This is a genomic window from Kitasatospora sp. NBC_01250, from assembly GCF_036226465.1.
In the GTDB taxonomy this organism is placed as follows: Bacteria; Actinomycetota; Actinomycetes; order Streptomycetales; family Streptomycetaceae; genus Kitasatospora.
This window is the reverse complement of sequence record NZ_CP108476.1, coordinates 2534620-2551897: the sequence shown is the minus strand read 5'-3', so window position 1 is coordinate 2551897 and position 17278 is coordinate 2534620. Positions and strand designations below refer to the sequence as shown.

14 protein-coding genes are annotated in these 17278 nt (G+C 72.3%); 8 read left to right on the top strand and 6 right to left on the bottom strand.

The genetic code is table 11. The annotated features are described in order from the left end of the window. Positions 1 to 99: 99 nt before the first annotated feature. Positions 100 to 1023 (top strand): oxygenase MpaB family protein, encoded by a 924-nt coding sequence (locus OG500_RS10545; protein ID WP_329579068.1) that lies wholly within the window; start codon positions 100 to 102, stop codon positions 1021 to 1023. A 30-nt stretch (positions 1024 to 1053) separates the two neighbouring features. On the opposite strand, the gene OG500_RS10540 is transcribed toward OG500_RS10545, so the two are convergent. Further along, positions 1054 to 1620 carry a helix-turn-helix domain-containing protein gene (locus tag OG500_RS10540; protein WP_329579066.1) on the bottom strand — a complete coding sequence of 189 codons (567 nt, stop codon included), beginning with the start codon at positions 1618 to 1620 and terminating at the stop codon, positions 1054 to 1056. Between the two features lie 103 nt (positions 1621 to 1723). Here OG500_RS10540 and OG500_RS10535 point away from each other — a divergent pair, with 103 nt between their 5' ends. The 4 genes from OG500_RS10535 to OG500_RS10520 all read left to right on the top strand — a co-directional run bounded on the left by OG500_RS10535 (position 1724) and on the right by OG500_RS10520 (position 8141). After that, positions 1724 to 2665, top strand: coding sequence for a class I SAM-dependent methyltransferase (locus OG500_RS10535; protein ID WP_329579064.1), 942 nt, complete (start codon positions 1724 to 1726; stop codon positions 2663 to 2665). A 621-nt stretch (positions 2666 to 3286) separates the two neighbouring features. Continuing rightward, positions 3287 to 4399 carry a GNAT family N-acetyltransferase gene (locus OG500_RS10530; protein WP_329579062.1) on the top strand — a complete coding sequence of 371 codons (1113 nt, stop codon included), beginning with the start codon at positions 3287 to 3289 and terminating at the stop codon, positions 4397 to 4399. Continuing rightward, entirely contained in the window at positions 4396 to 5595 is a 1200-nt protein-coding gene (locus tag OG500_RS10525; RefSeq protein WP_329579059.1) for a LuxE/PaaK family acyltransferase, read from the top strand. Before OG500_RS10530 ends, OG500_RS10525 begins: the two co-directional genes overlap by 4 nt. Beyond that, a complete protein-coding gene (locus tag OG500_RS10520; RefSeq protein WP_329579056.1) occupies positions 5592 to 8141 on the top strand; it encodes an acyl-CoA reductase in 2550 nt (849 codons plus the stop codon). Before OG500_RS10525 ends, OG500_RS10520 begins: the two co-directional genes overlap by 4 nt. A 59-nt stretch (positions 8142 to 8200) precedes the next feature. On the opposite strand, the gene OG500_RS10515 is transcribed toward OG500_RS10520, so the two are convergent. After that, positions 8201 to 9499: a phenylacetate--CoA ligase family protein gene (locus OG500_RS10515; RefSeq protein WP_329579053.1), complete on the bottom strand. Its 1299-nt coding sequence runs from the start codon at positions 9497 to 9499 to the stop codon at positions 8201 to 8203. 448 nt (positions 9500 to 9947) lie between these two features. Between OG500_RS10515 and OG500_RS10510 the strand changes: the two genes are divergently transcribed. Then, on the top strand, positions 9948 to 10523 hold the full coding sequence (locus OG500_RS10510; RefSeq protein ID WP_329579050.1) for a DUF5919 domain-containing protein: 576 nt from the start codon (positions 9948 to 9950) through the stop codon (positions 10521 to 10523). 91 nt (positions 10524 to 10614) lie between these two features. Here the strand turns inward: OG500_RS10510 and OG500_RS10505 are convergent, their stop codons facing one another. Next, positions 10615 to 11697: a bile acid:sodium symporter family protein gene (locus tag OG500_RS10505; RefSeq protein WP_329579047.1), complete on the bottom strand. Its 1083-nt coding sequence runs from the start codon at positions 11695 to 11697 to the stop codon at positions 10615 to 10617. Positions 11698 to 11823: 126 nt separating this feature from the next. Between OG500_RS10505 and OG500_RS10500 the strand changes: the two genes are divergently transcribed. Then, positions 11824 to 12702, top strand: coding sequence for a LysR substrate-binding domain-containing protein (locus tag OG500_RS10500; protein WP_329579044.1), 879 nt, complete (start codon positions 11824 to 11826; stop codon positions 12700 to 12702). 84 nt (positions 12703 to 12786) lie between these two features. Here OG500_RS10500 and OG500_RS10495 read toward each other — a convergent pair whose 3' ends face one another. After that, positions 12787 to 13428, bottom strand: a complete 642-nt coding sequence (locus tag OG500_RS10495; protein WP_327066262.1) for a hypothetical protein — start codon at positions 13426 to 13428, stop codon at positions 12787 to 12789. Between the two features lie 386 nt (positions 13429 to 13814). Between OG500_RS10495 and OG500_RS10490 the strand changes: the two genes are divergently transcribed. Further along, positions 13815 to 15239 carry an amino acid permease gene (locus OG500_RS10490; RefSeq protein WP_329579041.1) on the top strand — a complete coding sequence of 475 codons (1425 nt, stop codon included), beginning with the start codon at positions 13815 to 13817 and terminating at the stop codon, positions 15237 to 15239. Between the two features lie 19 nt (positions 15240 to 15258). Here the strand turns inward: OG500_RS10490 and OG500_RS10485 are convergent, their stop codons facing one another. Beyond that, positions 15259 to 16056 carry an MgtC/SapB family protein gene (locus OG500_RS10485; RefSeq protein ID WP_327071497.1) on the bottom strand — a complete coding sequence of 266 codons (798 nt, stop codon included), beginning with the start codon at positions 16054 to 16056 and terminating at the stop codon, positions 15259 to 15261. Positions 16057 to 16089: 33 nt separating this feature from the next. Continuing rightward, positions 16090 to 16620, bottom strand: coding sequence for a class II aldolase/adducin family protein (locus tag OG500_RS10480; protein ID WP_329579039.1), 531 nt, complete (start codon positions 16618 to 16620; stop codon positions 16090 to 16092). Positions 16621 to 17278 lie beyond the last annotated feature (658 nt).

The following is a 17278-nucleotide window of genomic DNA, read 5'->3' as shown; positions in this document are numbered from 1 at the left end:
CTCAGAACACTCCCTAGGGAGCGCGCCCAAGCCCCCGGCCCGCCCCGGCCCCGGCCCCGGCCTGTCCGGAGGGTGGGGCGGGGGAGCATGATGGGTGGCATGACGACCGTGCCGCCGTTCCAACCGGCCGCGCTCGCGGCGCCGTTCGAGGCGCTGCGGGCGCGGCTGCTGGCCGAGGTGAACGCGACGGTGCACGGCCAGGACCTGCACCTGGAGCGGTACGAGGGACCGCCCGGGGACCCGGGTCTGTTCGGCCCCGCGAGCATGACCTGGCGGGTGCACGGGCACCCGGCGGGGATGCTCACCGGCGGGTTCGCCGCGCTGCTGCTCCAGTCGCTGCACCCGCTGGCGATGGCCGCCGTGGACGCGCACTCCGATTTCCGGGCGGACCCGGCCGGCCGGCTCAACCGGACGGCGCGGTTCGTCACCACCACGACCTTCGGCTCGACGGCCGCCGCCGAGCAGGCGATCGCGGCGGTGCGCCGGATCCACCCCCGGATCCGCGGCACCGCGCCGGACGGCCGGCCCTACCGCGCGGACGATCCCGAGCTGCTCACCTGGGTGCACACCGCCGAGGTGCGCTGCTTCCTGGCCGGCTACCAGGCGCTCGCCGCCACCCCCCTGACGCCCGCCCAGTGCGACGCCTACTACGCGGACGCCGCGCTGGTGGCCGAGCGGCTGGGCGCGGTCGGGGTGCCGGGTTCGCGGGCAGAGGTGGCGCGGTACTTCGCCGCCGTCCGTCCGCAGCTGCGGGCCACTCCCGCGGCGCTGGACTGCCTGCGGTTCCTGCGCGGGTTCGGGCGCAGCCCGCGCGAGCGGGCCGCCACCAGGCTGGTGATGAACGGGGCGGTCGGCCTGCTGCCCGGGTGGGCCAGGGCGGAGCTGGGGGTGCGCCGGCCGGCGGTGGTGCGGCTGGGGGTGGACCGGCCGATCGCGCGGGGGATCAGCCGGACGCTGGTGTGGGTCTGCGGGCCGTCCGAGATCCAGCGCGCGGTGCGGCGACGGGTGGGCGTGGCGGCGTAGCGGCCCTGCCCCGCGCGCCCCGGTGGCCGCTCACTTGCCGCGCGGCCGGGCGCGGACGTGCATCCGCTCGCCCTGCGGGCCGAACAGGCTGAGCACCTCCACCGGCCCGTCGCCCGTGCTGCCGAACCAGTGCGGGACCCGGGTGTCGAACTCGGCCGCCTCGCCGGTCCTGAGCAGCAGATCGTGCTCCGCCAGCACCAGGCGCAGCGTGCCGCCGAGCACGTAGAGCCACTCGTAGCCCTCGTGGGTCCGCAGCTCGGGGGCGTTGCGGTCGGTGTTGATGATCATCTTGAAGGCCTGCAGCCCGCCCGGGTGCTGGCTCAGCGGCAGCACGGTGGTGTCCCCGTGCTTGACCGGCTTGAGCCGCACCCGGGGGTCGCCCACCGGCGGAGCGCCGACCAGCTCGTCCAGCGGGACCTGGTGGGCCTGGGCGATCGGCAGCAGCAGCTCCAGGGTGGGTTTGCGCTGCCCGGTCTCCAGCCGGGACAGGGTGCTGACCGAGATCCCGGTGGTCTGCGAGAGCGCGGCCAGTGTGCAGTCCCGCTGGAGGCGGATGCGCTTGAGCCGTGGCCCGACGGCGGCGAGGACGTCTTCCATGCCCTCCATTGGACACGATTGCCGAATCAGCAACAACGTTTGCGGCCAGGTCCGGGCCGGGTGCACTGTCGAGGCAGATCCGCATGCCGACGGAGGTAGCACGATGAACCGCGACCACAAGCACGGCCACGACCAGGGCCACAGCCAGGGCGGTGGCCACGGCCACAGCCACGGTCACCCGCACGACGACGACTTCGACTGGGACGCGATGGCCGACCTGCTGGTGCTGGAGGGCGAGGCACACGGCCCGTACGTGCAGCAGGCCATCGCCGAGTTGCAGCGGCTGACGGTGCGTGGCGACCGGGGACCGGGCCGGATCCTGGACATCGGCAGCGGCCCCGGCGTCGCCGCCTGCCGACTGGCGGCGGCCTTCCCGGCGGCCGAGGTCACCGCCGTGGACGGCAGCGAGCAGCTGCTGGCCCGCGCCGAGCAGCGGGCCGCGCGGCTCGGGGTGAAGCTGCGCACCCGCCGGGCCGAGTTCCCCGCAGGGCTGGCCGACCTGGCCGAGCCGGGCGCGGCGGACCTCATCTGGTCCGGCCAGGTGGTGCACCACGTCGGCGATCAGCAGGGCGCCCTGGAGGCACTGGCCGGGCTGCTGGCGCCCGGTGGAGTGCTGGCCGTCGTCGAGGGCGGCCTGCCGACCCGCGGCCTGCCCCGTGACCTCGGCTTCGGGCGCCCCGACCTGTTCGCCCGGCTGGATGCGGCGATGGTCGAGCGGTTCGCCCGGATGCGTGCCGAACTGCCGGGCTCGGTCGCCGTGGTGGAGGACTGGCCCGGGATGCTGCGTGCCGCGGGCCTCACCGAGGTGCGCAGCCGTACCTTCCTGGTCGAACACCCCGCCCCGCTCGCCGAGGGGCCGCGGCAGTGGCTGCGCGGCAACCTGGAGCGCAGCCGGCAGACCCTCGGCGACCAGCTGGACGCCGAGGACCTGGCGACCCTGGACCGCCTGCTCGACCCCGCCGACCCGGCCGGCATCGACCAGCGGGCCGACGCCTACCTGCTGCTCGCGAAGACCGTCCACTTCGGCCGGCGCACCGGAGCCTGACCATCGCGGGACGCGTATTCCCCCTCTGGACATGCCAATTGGCAGCCAATCCACCGACGGACCCCCGGGCACATATTTCCCGGGGGTCCACCGCTTTCCCGTTGGCCCCGCCCGCTTTCCGCGGAATTCACGGGAGCGTCGTGTGCCGTCCCTTGCCACAGTGGCAAAAAGTGCGACCACCGCTCAACTACGGTGGATCAGCAGCTCGTTGTCCGAAAAGTGGCGCAACTCCGGCCGGAATGTCACCGGCCGGCCCGGTGGGCCGTGGACATCCTGTGATCTCAGTCGCACTCGATGTCCATCCGGCCAGGTCAGCCAACTGACGCATGGTCAACTTCGGTTGCTGCGAGCTAGAGTGAGGAGGTCGGTCGCGTGACACCGCGGCCGTCTCCTCCTTTCGGCCGGCAGGCCGCCGGGCACCCCACTCCGGCGGAATTGCGGCACGGTAAGCCGCCCTATGCGGACTTCCGCATGCGACCCACCCCACCAGGGCTGCGCATTCGAACGCGAGGACTGCCCATCCTGACGCGCCGACGCGATCCGCCGGTGCGCGGGCAAGACTGGGGAGGTATTTTGACGCAGCAGTTCTCTGCCGTTCGGCAGAGCGATATCAACGGACTGTTGGCGCTCTATCGACACGTCTACGGCAGCGGGTACGCGCTGCCGATCGGCACCGATCCCGCCGTGATGGCACGGGAGATCGCGGCCCCGAACACCACCTGGCTGGCCGCCCGGGAGCCGGACACCGGCCGGATCGTCGGGACCATCATCGGCACCCTCGACCCCGGTGAGCGGCTCGGCAAGCTCCAGGGCCTGGTGATCCACCCCGACGCCCGCGGCACCGGACTGGCGCACCAGGCGGTGCGCCAGCTCGCCGACGCCCTGCTGACCGGCGACGGCACCCGGCAGCCCGCCGACTCGGTCTACGCCACCGCGCGCACCAACTCCACCGCGCCGCAACGCGTCTGCCTGGGCGCCGGGTTCCGCGCGCTGGGCATCTTCCCCAACCTGCGCAAGGCGGACGAGCACGAGACCATGGTGCTGCTCGCCAAGCACCGTCCGGGCGTGCTGGAGCGGCGCCTGCCGGTGGAACGGGTGCCGGCAGGGCTGGCCGACCTGGTCCGGGCGCTGCACCAGGCGGTCGGCCTGTCCGAGCAGCCGCTGCCCGCGATCGACGACGAGCCGCTGCCGCGGCGCCAACGCCGTTCCGTCGGCGTCGAGATGGAGTTCGTCGACGCGCCGCAGTTCGTGGCCCGGCGCACCACCGAGGTGATGCCCGACCCGGAACAGCGCTTCTACCCCTTCCACACCCCGAACGTCATGCTCTCCTCCGCGGACGGCGCCCACGAGGTCTACGCCCAGCTGAACCGCTCGGACGGCTACTGCGCGCTGATCGGCACCGCCGGCGGCGACCTGGCCACGCTCGCCCCGGTCTTCGAGACCCTGATCGCCCGGCTGGCCGAGGGCGGCGCCTCGCACATCGAGGCGCTGCTGCCGCTGGACCGTTACCAGGACCTGCGGCTGCTGCTCGCGTACGGCTTCCTGCCGGCCGCCGCCTATCCGGCGATGCGCCGCCAGGGCGAGGGGTTCCGCGACTACGTGGTGATGACCCGCAGCCTGCAGCCGCTCGACTTCCGCGGCCTGTCCATCGACGCGGCCTTCCAGCCGTTCACCGAGCAGTACACCGAGCTGTGGAAGCAGCAGTACCTCAACACGCACGAGGTGTTCCAGTGAGTACGACCATCCCGGTGGACCTGGCGAGCCGCTACCTCGAACCGGTCCAGGTCCCGGACCCGTCCGCGCTCGGGCACGTCCAGCAGCTCTTCGACGTCGCCGAGCCCTACCTGGCCGGCCCCGAGCTCGACGAGCTGTTCGCCCAGGCGATGAACGAGTCGAACGCCTGGCACGCCGCCCGCTCGCCGTTCTTCGGCAGACTGTGGGCGTCCAGCGCGGCTGCCGACCAGCCGCTGAAGTCGGCCGCCGACCTGGCCCGACTGCCCTTCGTGCACGCCAACTTCTTCAAGGCGCACGAGGTGGTGTCGATACCCGAGGACGACGTCAGGATCCACCTGACCTCCTCGGGCACCACCGGGCAGAAGTCGCAGATGTTCTTCGACGACTGGACGCTGCGCAACGGGCAGCGGATCGTCGCCCGGATCTTCGACTCCTACGGCTGGCTGGGCTCGGACGAGCCGGTCAACTACCTGCTCTCCAACTACCAGCCGCGCCCCGGGCTGAACCTGGGAACCTCGTTCACCGACGAGTACCTGGCCCACTTCGCGCCGGTCCGCTCGGCCGAGTACGCGCTCAAGCACACTGGCAGCGGCCACGAGTTCGACCCGTTCGGCTGCGTGCGGGCGCTGCTGCGGTTCGCCGAGGAGGGCGCCCCGGTGCGCATCCTCGGGTTCCCTGCCTTCCTCTCCTTCACCCTGGACCGGATGCGCGAACTCGGCCTGCCGCCGGTCACCTTGGACCCGCGCTCGCTGGTGGTCTTCGGCGGCGGCTGGAAGGGCAACGCCGACAAGCAGGTCACCAAGCCGGAGCTGTACCGGCGCATCCACGAGCAGTTGGGCATCCCGGACGAGCGGATCAGGGACGGCTTCGGCGCGGTCGAGCACTCGGTGCTCTACATGGAGTGCGCCAACCACCACCTGCACGTGCCCACCTGGTCGCGGATGCTGGTGCGCGACGTGCGCACCCTGCAGCCGCTGGGCCACGGGCAGCGCGGCTACGCCCAGTTCATCTCGCCCTACATCACCTCGGTGCCCGCACAGTCGGTCCTGATGGCCGACATGGTCTCGCAGCACGCCCCCGAGGAGTGCGGCTGCGGCCTGCCCACACCCTGGTTCACCGTGCACGGGCGGGCCGCGCTCAGCCGGAACCGCAGCTGCGCCATCGCCGCCGCCGAACTGCTCAAGGGGAACTCGTGACCACCGCACCGCACACCTCTTGCGAGGACCGACCGCACTACTGGCAGGGCGAGTTCCTCGACGACGCCGAGGCCGGGCGACGGCTGGAGGAGCTGGAGGCCCACGTCCGCTCGGTGCTCGCCGAGCCCCGGCTCAGCCCGCTGACCGTGCTGGCCGCCTGCGACCTGCTCGCCACCGCGCTGCGCGACCCCGCGAGCGCACAGACCAAGTTGCTGGCCGAGGAGTTGGCCGGCGCCGGGGTCGACGCGGCCGAGGTGGTCCGCACCCTGGGCGACGTCGCCGGCGCACTCGACCGGGAGGCGCTGGAGACCAAGCTGATGCGCGAGCTCGGCGGCACCGACCCGGGCCGGCTGGCCCGCTTCGACTTCCGCCGGGAGATCTTCGAGGGCTGGCTGCCGGTCGGCCTGCTGGTGCACGTCACGCCGGGCAACGCGCCCGCCGCCGGCGCGCTCAGCGTGATCGAGGGCCTGCTCGCCGGGAACATCAACGCGGCCAAGACCAGCGGCGATTCACGCTTCACCCAGCAGCTGCTGGCACAGCTCGCGGCGCTCGACCCGAGCGGCGCGATCGCCCGCCGGGTGATCGTGCTGGCCTTCCCCTCCAGCCGCACCGACTGGCTGGCCCGGCTCTGCGCCTGCGCCGACGCGGTGGCCGCCTGGGGCGGCGAGGAGGCGCTGGCCGGGGTGGGCAAGCTGGTGCCGGCCGGCTGCCGACTGGTCGACTGGGGCCCGAAGCTCTCCTTCGCCTACCTCACCGAGGAGCGCTGGGCGGACCCGGCCACGCTGCGCGGCATCGCCGCCGACATCTGCCGGCTCGACCAGCAGGCTTGCTCCAGCCCGCAGTTGGTCTACCTGGACACCGAGGACGAGGCGCAGGTGCTCGCCTTCGCCGAGCGCTTCGCCGCCGTCCTGGCCGAGGCGGTGGGCGAGTTGACCGTGCGCGAGCGCGATCCGCTGGAGAGCGCCGAGATCAGCAACACCGTGCTGGTGACCGGCCTGGAGGAGCACCTGGGCCTGACCCGGGTGCACGCCGACCCCGACGGCAACTGGCACGTGCTGGCCGACCTGCGCAGCGCGCTGCGCGCCTCCCCGCTGCACCGCACCGTCTGGGTCAAGCCGCTGCCGCGCACCCGGATCGTGGAGGTGCTGCGCCCGATGCGCCGCTACCTGCAGACGGTGGGACTCGGTGCCGGCCGGGCCGACACCGCCGTGCTGGCCGGCCTGGTGCTGACCGCCGGCGCCCAGCGGGTCACCGTCCCCGGCGGCATGCTCGACAGCTACAACGGCGAGCCGCACGACGGCGTCTACGCGCTGCAGCGCTACAGCCGCCGGGTGGACGTCCAGCTGGACGGGCGCTTCGGCTCGGACGCCTGCCTGGACGACCTGGTGGGCGTGCGTGAACTGCCGTTGCCGCAGGTGCCGGTGACGGTGAAGAGCGAGTTCGAGCGGCTGCAGGGCGACGGCCGGCGGGCCGAGGTCTTCTTCCGCAGCGGCGGCAGCTCGGGGGCTCCCAAGCTCTCCGCCTTCGCCTGGGACGACTACCACGAGCACATGCGCTCGGGCGCCGAGGGCCTGCTGGCGGCGGGCTTCGACCCGCGCACCGACCGCTCGATGAACCTCTTCTTCAACGGGCAGCTGGCGGGCGGGTTCCTCAGCTTCTACTCGGTGCTGGAGACCCTGCAGGCCGTGCAGTTCCCGATGGTCGCCCAGCCGGACCATGCGATGGTGGCCGATGCGATCGTCGAGCACCGGGTGGACACCCTGTTCGGCATGCCGAACTACCTGCTGCGGGTCTTCACCGAAGGGGCGGACGCGCTGCGCGCCTATCGGGGTGTGCGGAAGGTCTTCTTCGGCGGCGAGCACTTCTCGAAGGGCCAACAGGACTGGCTGCGCGAGGAGTTCGGTGTCGAGCTGATCCGCTCGGCGGCCTACGGCAGCGTGGACGCCGGACCGCTCGGCTACCAGTGCGCGCAGGCCGGCGACCGGGTGCACCACCTGTTCAGCGGCGTGCAGACGCTGGAGATCCTGGACCGCACCGAGGACCGCCCGGCGGCCCCCGGTGAGGCCGGGCGCCTGGTCTTCACCGCGCACACCCGGCGCGGCCAGCGGCTGGACCGCTACGAGGTCGGCGACCTCGGCCGCTGGATCGAGGGCGACTGCCCCTGCGGGCGGCGCACCCCGCGCTTCGAACTGCTCGGCCGCTTCGGCGACATCTTCCGGGCCGGCGGGCACTTCCTCAACTACCGCCGCTTCGTGGCGATCGCGGAGGAGACCCTGGACCACGTGGGCGCGGTCCAGGTGGTGGTGGAGGAGGGCGCCGGGTCGGCCGGCACCGCGCTGACCGTCCTGCTGGGCGACTTCGACGCCGGTGGCCGCGACGCCGCGCGGCTGGCCGAGGCCTTCCTGGCGGAGTACCCGCAACTCGCGGTCGACGTCGTCCACGACCGCGTGGTCGAGCTGCACGTCAAGGCGGCGCCGGCGGCCGCCTTGGCCCGCACCGAGTCGAGCGGAAAGCTCCGTGAGGTGGTCGACCTGCGGGTCGGCTGACCTCCTCGCGCGTCGGGGGTGACGGCGGTTGCCGTCACCCCCGACGCCCTTGCCCGCGCTCAGCCCAGCCGCTTGTTCAGCCGCTCGTCCAGCCGCTCGTCCAGCAGCCGGATCGCCTTGCCGCTGCGCGGGTTGACGGTCAGGCCGGTCGGGCCGACCCACTCCACGGCCAGCGGGTGGATCGCCCCGCGCGCCACCTGGTCGGTGAAGAGCGGCCTGCGCACGTCCAGTTGCTCGATGATGGCGGCCTCCAGCGTGTCCCGTCCGGTGGCCTGGGGGGTGCTGTCGGCCAGGCGCAGGGTCATCTGGTCGCGCCCGTCGAAGTGGCGCACCACCACCTGGAGGCCGCCGATCCGGCCCTCGGCATCGGTGTCGGTCACCAGCGCCCGCAGGTCCTCCAGGAAGATGCTCACCGGCCCGACCCGGGCTCCCTCCTCGGCCCGCCCCAGCAGGCGGAAGGTGCGGCTGGGAAAGTCCACCCACTCGGCCAGGTCGCCCACCGGGTAGCGGATCATCGGCGTCAGCCGCCGCACCAGGTCGGTGGCCACCACCCGGCCCGCCCGCCCCGGCTCCTCGATCGGCTCACCGGTCACCGGATCCAGCAGCTCCACCACCTTCTCGGGGGTGAGCACTTGGTGCACCCGGTTGTCGAACTCCCCGGCGACGGGTGCCGCCAGCACCCCGGCGTCCACGCTCGCATAGCCGATGGAACGGACCGTGATATGGGGGAACGCCTGCTTGATCAGCGGGAGTTGGTCATCATGGAACGCCTCGCCGCTGAACAGCGCGAGCCGGATCAGCGGCATGCTGCCCACCGTGTCCACCACCTCGCGCGCCAGCCGGGAGAGCGAGGTCGGCAGCGCGGCGATCACGGTGGCGGAGAAGTCCCGCATCGTCGCCACCACCTGCTCGGGCGTGGCCGCCCCGCCGATCGGCAGCTGCACGGTTGCGACCGGCGCCTCCTGGAACAGGTTGAGGGTGAAGACGAAGCTGGAGTACAGCTCCCCGGCGTAGAACAGATTCGCCACCCGGTCCCCGGGCTCCACCCCGGCGGCCGTCAGCCCGGCACTGAACCGGCGGGCCATCGCCCGCCACTCGGGCCGCGTGTAGAACGAGATCCGCGGCATCCCGGTGGTGCCACCGGTCTTGAACACGATCCCGTCGGTGTGCGGCCCGGTCAGCAGCTTGCTGTCCGCGACCGTGTGGGCCTCCCAGAACGCGGTGTGGTCGATGAGCGGGAGGGAGCGGAGATCGGCGACGCCCGCGGGCAGGTGCGCGTAGAGGTCGCGGTAGAAGGGCGAGTGCGCGCGGGCGAAGGCTATGAGGTCCGCGGGTTCGCTGGGCCGAGCGTCAGTCATGGGTGTCACTTCCGCCGAGTGGTGAGAGGACGGTGGCCCTCCGGTGATCCACCTTAGGAGGAGCGATGGTCGTGCGATCAACCGGGTCTGACGCACCGTCGGGTCATGGCGCATGCCCGATCTGCCGCCCCGCTTCGTTCACCTCCCGGACCGCCCGAAGCAACGCGGCGCGCTTGACGCGCTTCCTTGTGGACGACCTCATCCCCATATCCGAGACAGCGCGGCTGTTCCGGCGGTACCGTCCGAGAAAGCCCGAACGTCCAAGGGATGCACCTTGAACAAAGCGCTGCGGGACGCTATGTCAGGCGCCGAGCTCAGCGTTCGGCAGCTCGCCACCCGGGTCGGCGTGACGCCCAAGACCGTGGAACGCTGGTTGTCCGACGCGGCTCTCGTGCCGCACCAGCGGAATCGCACCGATGTCTGTACCGCGCTAGGAGTTGATGAACGGATGATCTGGCCGGACTCCGTGCGGGGGAACGTCAAGACCGGGCATGACCGGGAGGTGTTCGCCGTCTACCCCTACCGCTCGGCCTGCCCGACTTCGGTCTGGGCTCAGCTCATCTCCGATGCCACGTCCGAGATCCTCCTGGCCGGATACACCAACTACTTCGTCTGGCTGGAGCAGCCGGCGCTGCACCAGACGCTGCGGCGCAAGGCGGAGGGCGGCTGCCGGGTCCGGTTCCTGCTCGGCGATCCCGCGTCCGGTACGACCCGGCAGCGTGAGCAGCTCGAAGACGTCGCCCTCACCGTCTCCACCCGGATCCGGATCACCCTGGAGAACCTCGCCAAGCTCGCCGAGGTCGACGGAGTCGAGGCCCGGTTCAGTGCGCCCGAGGACGGGCCGAACCATGTGGGCCTGTCCGTGTTCCGTTTCGACCAGCACGCGTTGGTGACGCCGCACCTCGCGCGCGTCGTCGGGCACGACTCGCCGATGATGCACCTGCGGCGCTGCGAGGAGGGCGGACTCTTCGACCGGTTCGCCGAGCACGCGCAGGAGTTGTGGGGACGCAGCGTGCCGGTGTAGCTGAGCCGTAGTGTCACTGGGTGGAGGCGGCCTGCCGCGGGCGCGGGCCGTCGCCGACGGGTTCTTCGCCGGGATCGACCTCGCGACGACGTCAGCGGACCGAGCTCGGGCTCGTCCGGCGCCGGTCCGGTGCGGTGCCGCGGCCCGGTGCCGTCGCCACTGCCGTCGCGGCTGCCTCGACCGCCTGCGACTGCGCGCCCCAGCGGCGGGCGAGGACGGCGCAGACCATCAGTTGGAGCTGGTGGAAGAGCATCAGGGGCAGCACCATCAACCCCGCTGCGGGGCCCCGGAAGAGGACGGTGGCCATCGGGACGCCGCTGGCCAGGCTCTTCTTGGAGCCGCAGAAGACGATCGCGATCAGGTCGGCCCGGTCGAAGCCGAGGCGGCGGCCGGCCAGCAGGGTGGTGGTCAGGACGAGCGCCAGCAGGGCGGCCTCCACCAGGAGCAGGGCCGCCAGCCGGGGCAGCGAGAGGGTGCCCCAGATGCCGCCGACCACGGCGGCGCTGAAGGCGCTGTAGACGACGAGCAGGATCGAGCCGCGGTCGACCAGGCCGAGGACGGCGCGGTGGCGGGCCATCCAGGCGGTGAGCCGGCGGCGCAGGAGCTGGCCGGCGGCGAAGGGGAGCAGGAGCTGTTCGGCGATCTGCAGGACGCTGCCGGGGGAGATGCCGCCCTTGGTGTGCAGCAGGAAGGCGGCGAGCAGCGGGGTCAGGACGATGCCGAAGAGGCTGGAGAAGGTGGCGCTGCACACGGCTGCGGCCGTGTTGCCGCGGGCGATGGAGGTGAAGGCGATCGAGGACTGCACGGTGGAGGGCAGCAGGGTCAGGAAGAGCAGGCCCTGGTAGAGCTGGGGGGAGAGCAGCCCCGGTACCAGCAGGTGGGCGGCGACCCCGAGCAGCGGGAAGAGGCCGAAAGTCACGGTGAGCACGGTGCCGTGCAGCCGCCACTGCTTGAGACCGTCCCAGGCCTCCTTGGCGGAGAGCCGGGCGCCGTAGAGGAAGAAGAGCACGGCGACCGCGCCGGTGGCGGCGCCGGAGGCGAGGGGTGCGGCGGCGCCGCGGGCGGGGAGCAGGGCGGCCAGCGCGACGGTGGCCAGCAGGGAGGCGATGAAGGGGTCGACCCGCGGCAGGCGCCCGGGTATGCGGGAGCGGAAGGGGCGGTCGGCGCGAGGCATGGTTCTCCGCGGGAACGGTTCGGGCAGGGATGATCCCAGCCTGCCGTCCGGCCGGGTGATTGTGAATCCCGCTGGCCGCGCTCACTGTCATCATGAATCGTGATATCAGCAGATAGGATGGGTTGTGTGTTCGATCCCGTCCAGCTGAGGTCCTTCCTCGCCGTGGCCCAGAGCGGCGGCTTCACCCGGGCCGCCCAGCGGCTGGGGCTGCGGCAGTCGACCGTCAGCCAGCACGTGCGGCGGCTGGAGGAGGCCGCCAACCGGCGGCTCTTCCTGCGCGACACCCACTCCGTGCAGCTGACCAGCGAGGGCGAGGCCATGCTCGGCTTCGCCCGCACGATCCTGGAGGCGCACGAGCAGGCACTCGGCTACTTCGCGCAGACGCAGGTGCGCGGGCGGGTGCGGTTCGGGGCGTCGGAGGATTTCGTCTACACCGAGCTGCCGCAGATCCTGCGCGGGTTCCGGCGCAGCAACCCCCAGGTCGACCTGGAGCTCACCGTCGGTCTCAGCGCCGTGCTCTACGAGCAACTGGCGGACGGACGGCTGGACTTGGTGCTCGGCAAGCGCCCGCCGGGTGGCGGTGCGCAGGGGCAGCTGGTCTGGCAGGACAAGCTGGTGTGGATCGGGGCCGAGGACGTCCGGACGGACCCGGGCGAGCCGCTGCCGCTGATCGTCTACCCGCCGCCCAGCTTCACCCGGGCCCGCGCGCTGGAGGTCTGCGAGCGCGAGGGGCGGCCCTGGCGGATCGCCTGCACCAGCACCAGCCTCTCCGGGGTGCGGGCCGCCGCGCTGGCGGGGCTCGGGGTGGTGCCGCACGCCCGGAGCCTGGTGCCGCCGGGCCTGTGGGTGCTGTCCGACCAGGTGGGCCTGCCGGACCTCGGCAGCACCGAGTTCGCGCTCACCACGGGACGCACCACGGCGCGCGGGCCCGCCCGAGTGCTGGCGCGGGCCGTCCTCGCGGACGCGTTCCGCCTGCAGCGCGCACCGGAGCGGACGGCGCCGTGAGGTCGTGAGGCCGTGAGGTCGTGCACACGGGAGCGGACGGCGCCGTGAGGCCGTGGCGCCGCCCGCCGAGGGGTGCCGGGAGCGTCAGCTCACGGTGGTCGAGCTGAGCACCGAGGCCGTCGCGGGGTAGCAGGCGGTCGGCACGTTCACCGTGAAGAAGGCGACCGGGATGGTCGCCGAGAAGGTCAGCCCGGCGTCGGAGTAGCTGGTGCCGCCCAGGGCGGTCCGGACGGTGCTGCCGGAGGCGCCGGCCGTGAGGGTCAGGGTCAGCGCGGGCAGCGTGAAGGTGCTGCCGCCGGCGACCGAGCCGGTGACCGTGATCACCAGGTTTCCGCCGTTGACGGCCACGCTCGCGGTGCTCGTGTTGATCCCGGCGCCGCCCGAGAGCGACTCGCCGTCCAGCGTGGCGCCGGCCGGAACCGGGATGGTGAGCTTGATGTTGCTGATCGACCGGACGCTGTAGCCGCTGACGGTGGTGGGGACGGTCAGCGCGTCGGGGGCCAGTGTGACGGTGAACTGGCTGCCGGCGGCCACCGAGGCGGGCGCGGTGGCGTTGACGCCGGCGGCGAGGTTGAAGGTCTGCGCGGAGCCGATCGGCGGCGTCGCCTGACAGGCGAAGCTCACCGGGGTGTCGGCGGCCGAGGCGATGGGGGCGAACAGTCCGAAGGCGGCCAGCGAACCGGCGAGCACGACCGAGGCGCGCGAGAGGCGGGGCGGCATTCGCATGTGGGGGTCTCCTGCCCAGGCGAAGGGTGGGGGAGCAGAGGGCTTGGCCGGCCCGGTCGGTGGGGGTTTCGCGGGCCATGCCAAGCGGGTTTCAGGATGGGCGCCGAACTCGGCGGTAACAAGGCCGGGGGCCACAATGGTTGAACAAGTTTCGGCCATTTCTCGCCATTGGGCTGCCGTTCACGCGCCGTTGTGGCAGCGCACCGGATGCCGCCCCGGGTCCGCCGGACGAGTGCCGGTCGGCGGCCCGGCTCGCCGCAAGTCTTACGGCCGCTGACCAGGCACGGAGAACAAAAGCGACTGATTTGGTGGCAGGTGTCCGCTAAGCGACGATTGGCGTTCGCTCCACCGAGCGCGAGCAGGACCAGGAAAGGCGCACCACCCTCATGCAGACCAGCCCGGCCGTCCCCCGCCAGGCAACGCTCCCCGGCCCGTCCGACGGGCCGCCCGACACCCCAGGGTCGGGGCCAGGATCAGGGCCGGGGTCGGGGCCGAAGCAGGCGAAGGGTGGCCGGTTCGGACTGCCGACCGCCACCGCGCTGGTGATGGGCAACATCATCGGCGGCGGCATCTTCATGCTGCCGGCCGCGGTCGCGCCGTACGGGACGGTGAGTCTGCTCTCGTTCGCCGTGCTGACGGTGGGCGCCATCGCGCTCGCGCTGGTCTTCGGCAAGCTGGCCCGGCGCAACCCGCGCACCGGCGGCCCCTACGTCTACGCGCGCGAGGCCTTCGGCGACTTCGCCGGCTTCCTGTCCGCCTGGTCGTACTGGATCACCACCTGGGTGAGCAACGCCGCGCTCGCGGTGGCCGCGGTCGGCTACCTCGACGTGCTGCTGCCGATCCAGCACTCCACGCTGCTGACCATCGGTGCCGCGCTCACCCTGCAGTGGCTGCCCGCGCTGGCCAACCTGGCCGGCACCAAGTACGTCGGCGTGGTCCAAGTCGTCTCCACCGTACTGAAGTTCATCCCGCTGCTGCTGGTGGCGATCGGCGGCCTGGGCTTCTTCGACCCGGCCAAGATGGGGCCGTTCGACGCCTCCGGCAGCGGTTGGCTGGGCGGGATGACGGCGGCTGCCGCGATCCTGCTCTTCAGCTACCTGGGGGTGGAGTCGGCCGCGATGAGTGCGGGTCAGGTCCGCGACCCGGAGCGCAACGTCGGGCGGGCCAGCGTGCTCGGCACCGCCGGGGCGGCCCTGGTCTACCTGCTCGGCACGCTCGCGGTCTTCGGCACCGTCGCGCACAGCCGGTTGGTCCACTCCACCGCGCCGTTCTCGGACGCCGTCAACGCGATGTTCGGCGGCTCCTGGGGCGGTGTGGCGATCGCGGTGGCCGCGCTGGTGTCGATGACCGGCGCGCTCAACGGCTGGACCCTGCTGGCCGCGCAGGCGCCGTACGCCGCCGCGCGGGACGGGCTCTTCCCGGCCGTCTTCGCGGTCGAGCGGCGCGGGGTGCCGGTCTTCGGCGTGCTGATCAGCGTCGGGCTGGCCTCGCTGCTGACCGTCCTCAACTTCGCCTCGGGCGCCAAGGGCGCCTTCGAGATCCTGGTGCTGGTGACCTCCTTCACCGCCACCGTGCCCTACCTGCTCTCCACCGCGGCGCAGCTGTACTGGCTGGTGCGCGGCGAGCACGGCAAGGTGGCGCCGGGCCGGCTGCTGCGGGACGCGGCGCTGGGGCTGGGCGCGTTCGCCTTCTCGCTCTGGCTGCTGGCCGGCGCCGGGTACGCGGCCGTCTACCAGGGCGTGCTCTTCCTCTTCGCCGGGATCCTGATCTACGTCTGGATGGCGGGCCGGCGCGACCAGCAGCCCGCCTGACGGATCGCCAGGAGGCTGGCTACTCGTCCCCCGGGCTGCTGCGGTTGCAGGACAGCACGCCCGGGATCCGGGCCAGGTTCGCGGTCAGCTCGTCCAGATCGCCGCGCCCTTGGACGGCCACCGAGACCTCCACGACCGGGCCGATGGCCGGGCCCTCGTCCTCCGCACGCTCGCTGCCGGGCAGCCCGGCGGACGAGGTGTCCCCGCTGCCGGAGGCGAGGGTGGCGAACTCCAGGACGGCGAAGCCCGAGCCGGTGAACTCGTCGAGCACCGAGCGCAGCAGGCCTTGGCCGCCGGTGTAGGTGATCCGGAAGACGGTCGGCAGGGTGCGCAGCCGCACCAGCCGGTGGGTCACCGGGCGCAGCCCGTAGCAGACCGCGAAGTAGGCGGCGGTGGTGGCGACCGCGAGCACCGGCAGCCCGGCCGCGGCGGCACTGCCCACCGCCGCCGTCAGCCAGATGGTGGCCGCGGTGGTCAGCCCGCGCACCGAGCCGCGCTGGACGAAGATCACCCCGGCACCGATGAAGCCGAGACCGGAGACGATCTGCGCGGCCATCCGGGAGGGGTCGAGCTCGACCTGGCCGGAGTGCAGCACGTCGGTGAAGCCGTACTTGCTGATCAGGGTGAAGAGCGCGGCGCCGAGCCCCACCACCGTGTAGGTGCGCAGGCCCGCGGCCTTCTGCCGGATCTCCCGCTCCAGGCCGATCGCGCAGGAGAGCAGCAGGGCGATGCCGAGTTCGGCGAACTGCGTCCACCCCTGCCCGAACGGCTCGTTCACCCCGGGGGCGCCGAGCAGCGCACTCGCGCCGGCCGTCATCGCTGTCATCGCGTCATACTCCGCATGCCTCCGTCATACTCCTCGGCGGGTTCCGCCACCAGCGCCGTCGCCTGCGCGTCGCGTCCAGTACTGCCAACCGGCCTCGATCTGCCCGTCGGACCAGACCAGGGCGGCCTTCTCCAGGCTCTCCCGCTCTCCGGTCCAGTGCTTCAGCTCCCCGGCGGCCCGGGCGGCGGGCTGGACGGCGCAGGCCCGTTCGAGCAGGATCGCGGACATCACCGCGTGCGCCACGTCGCGGCCCACCGCGAGCAGCCCGTGCTGCGGCATCAGGCAGGCGGCGGCCGGCCCCAGGTCGCGGGCCAGTGCCCGGCCGAGCTCGGGGGAGCGGACCAGGTTCGCGGTCGCGGTGTGCCAGGGCAGTCCGTGCTCGCGGCCCGGTGGCAGCCGTTGACGGTGCTGGCACCGGCCGACCTGGAGATCGTGGTACGGGCCCGCAAGGCTGCGCGCGTGCGTGCACGAGCCGGCCGTGGCGCGGGCCGGCGAGTTGGTCGGGTACCGGTCGCCGAGTTGCCTGAAAGAACCGTCCGACTCGTTCGTGACCAAGTACCCACTGCGCCGTCAGGGATGCTCTGAATACTGAGAGTTCACTGAATCCACGCAACACCGCCGTGCGGCCGAACATGGATATGGCCGCCCGGCGCGGCCGGTTGCCCTAAGGATTACCAGAGAAACGTTCAGCTTTCCCCCGCCGACTGACGGCCGCCATTTGGCCGAGAGGTTTCGGAGGTCGTCCGCCGGCATCTGCCGATGGCGACTGCCGGTGGCCATGAGCGCCGCTGGGCGGGCCGACGGGCGGGTGCGGATGTGCCGTCCCCGATGGCCCCGGGCGCGGTTGGCCGGTACCTGGCGAGTGCACAGCGTAAGCGGTACAAGGGTTCTGACCTGGCATCAGTCCTGTGATGCTCTTCACAGTCGTGGGGGCGGCCGTCACCGAAGGGGGCGCGCGGCTTTGGTGCTTCGCGCCCCTCCCATGCGGGGCGGTCCCGGCTGTGCGCGGCCGGGTCGACGGAAGTCGAACCCGCTGCTGGCGTGCCGTCAGGGGCACTTCTGAGCAGCTCCATTGGCCGCACTCCAAGATCATTGCGACTCGGCTGTCAGGTGACTTTAAGCCTTCTCATCCGTTCCGTCAGTTTCGCAAAAAACCCCAAGTCCGAGCGTTGTAACGCTTAAAATCGGACGCGGAAACCGGAAGATGCTTCAC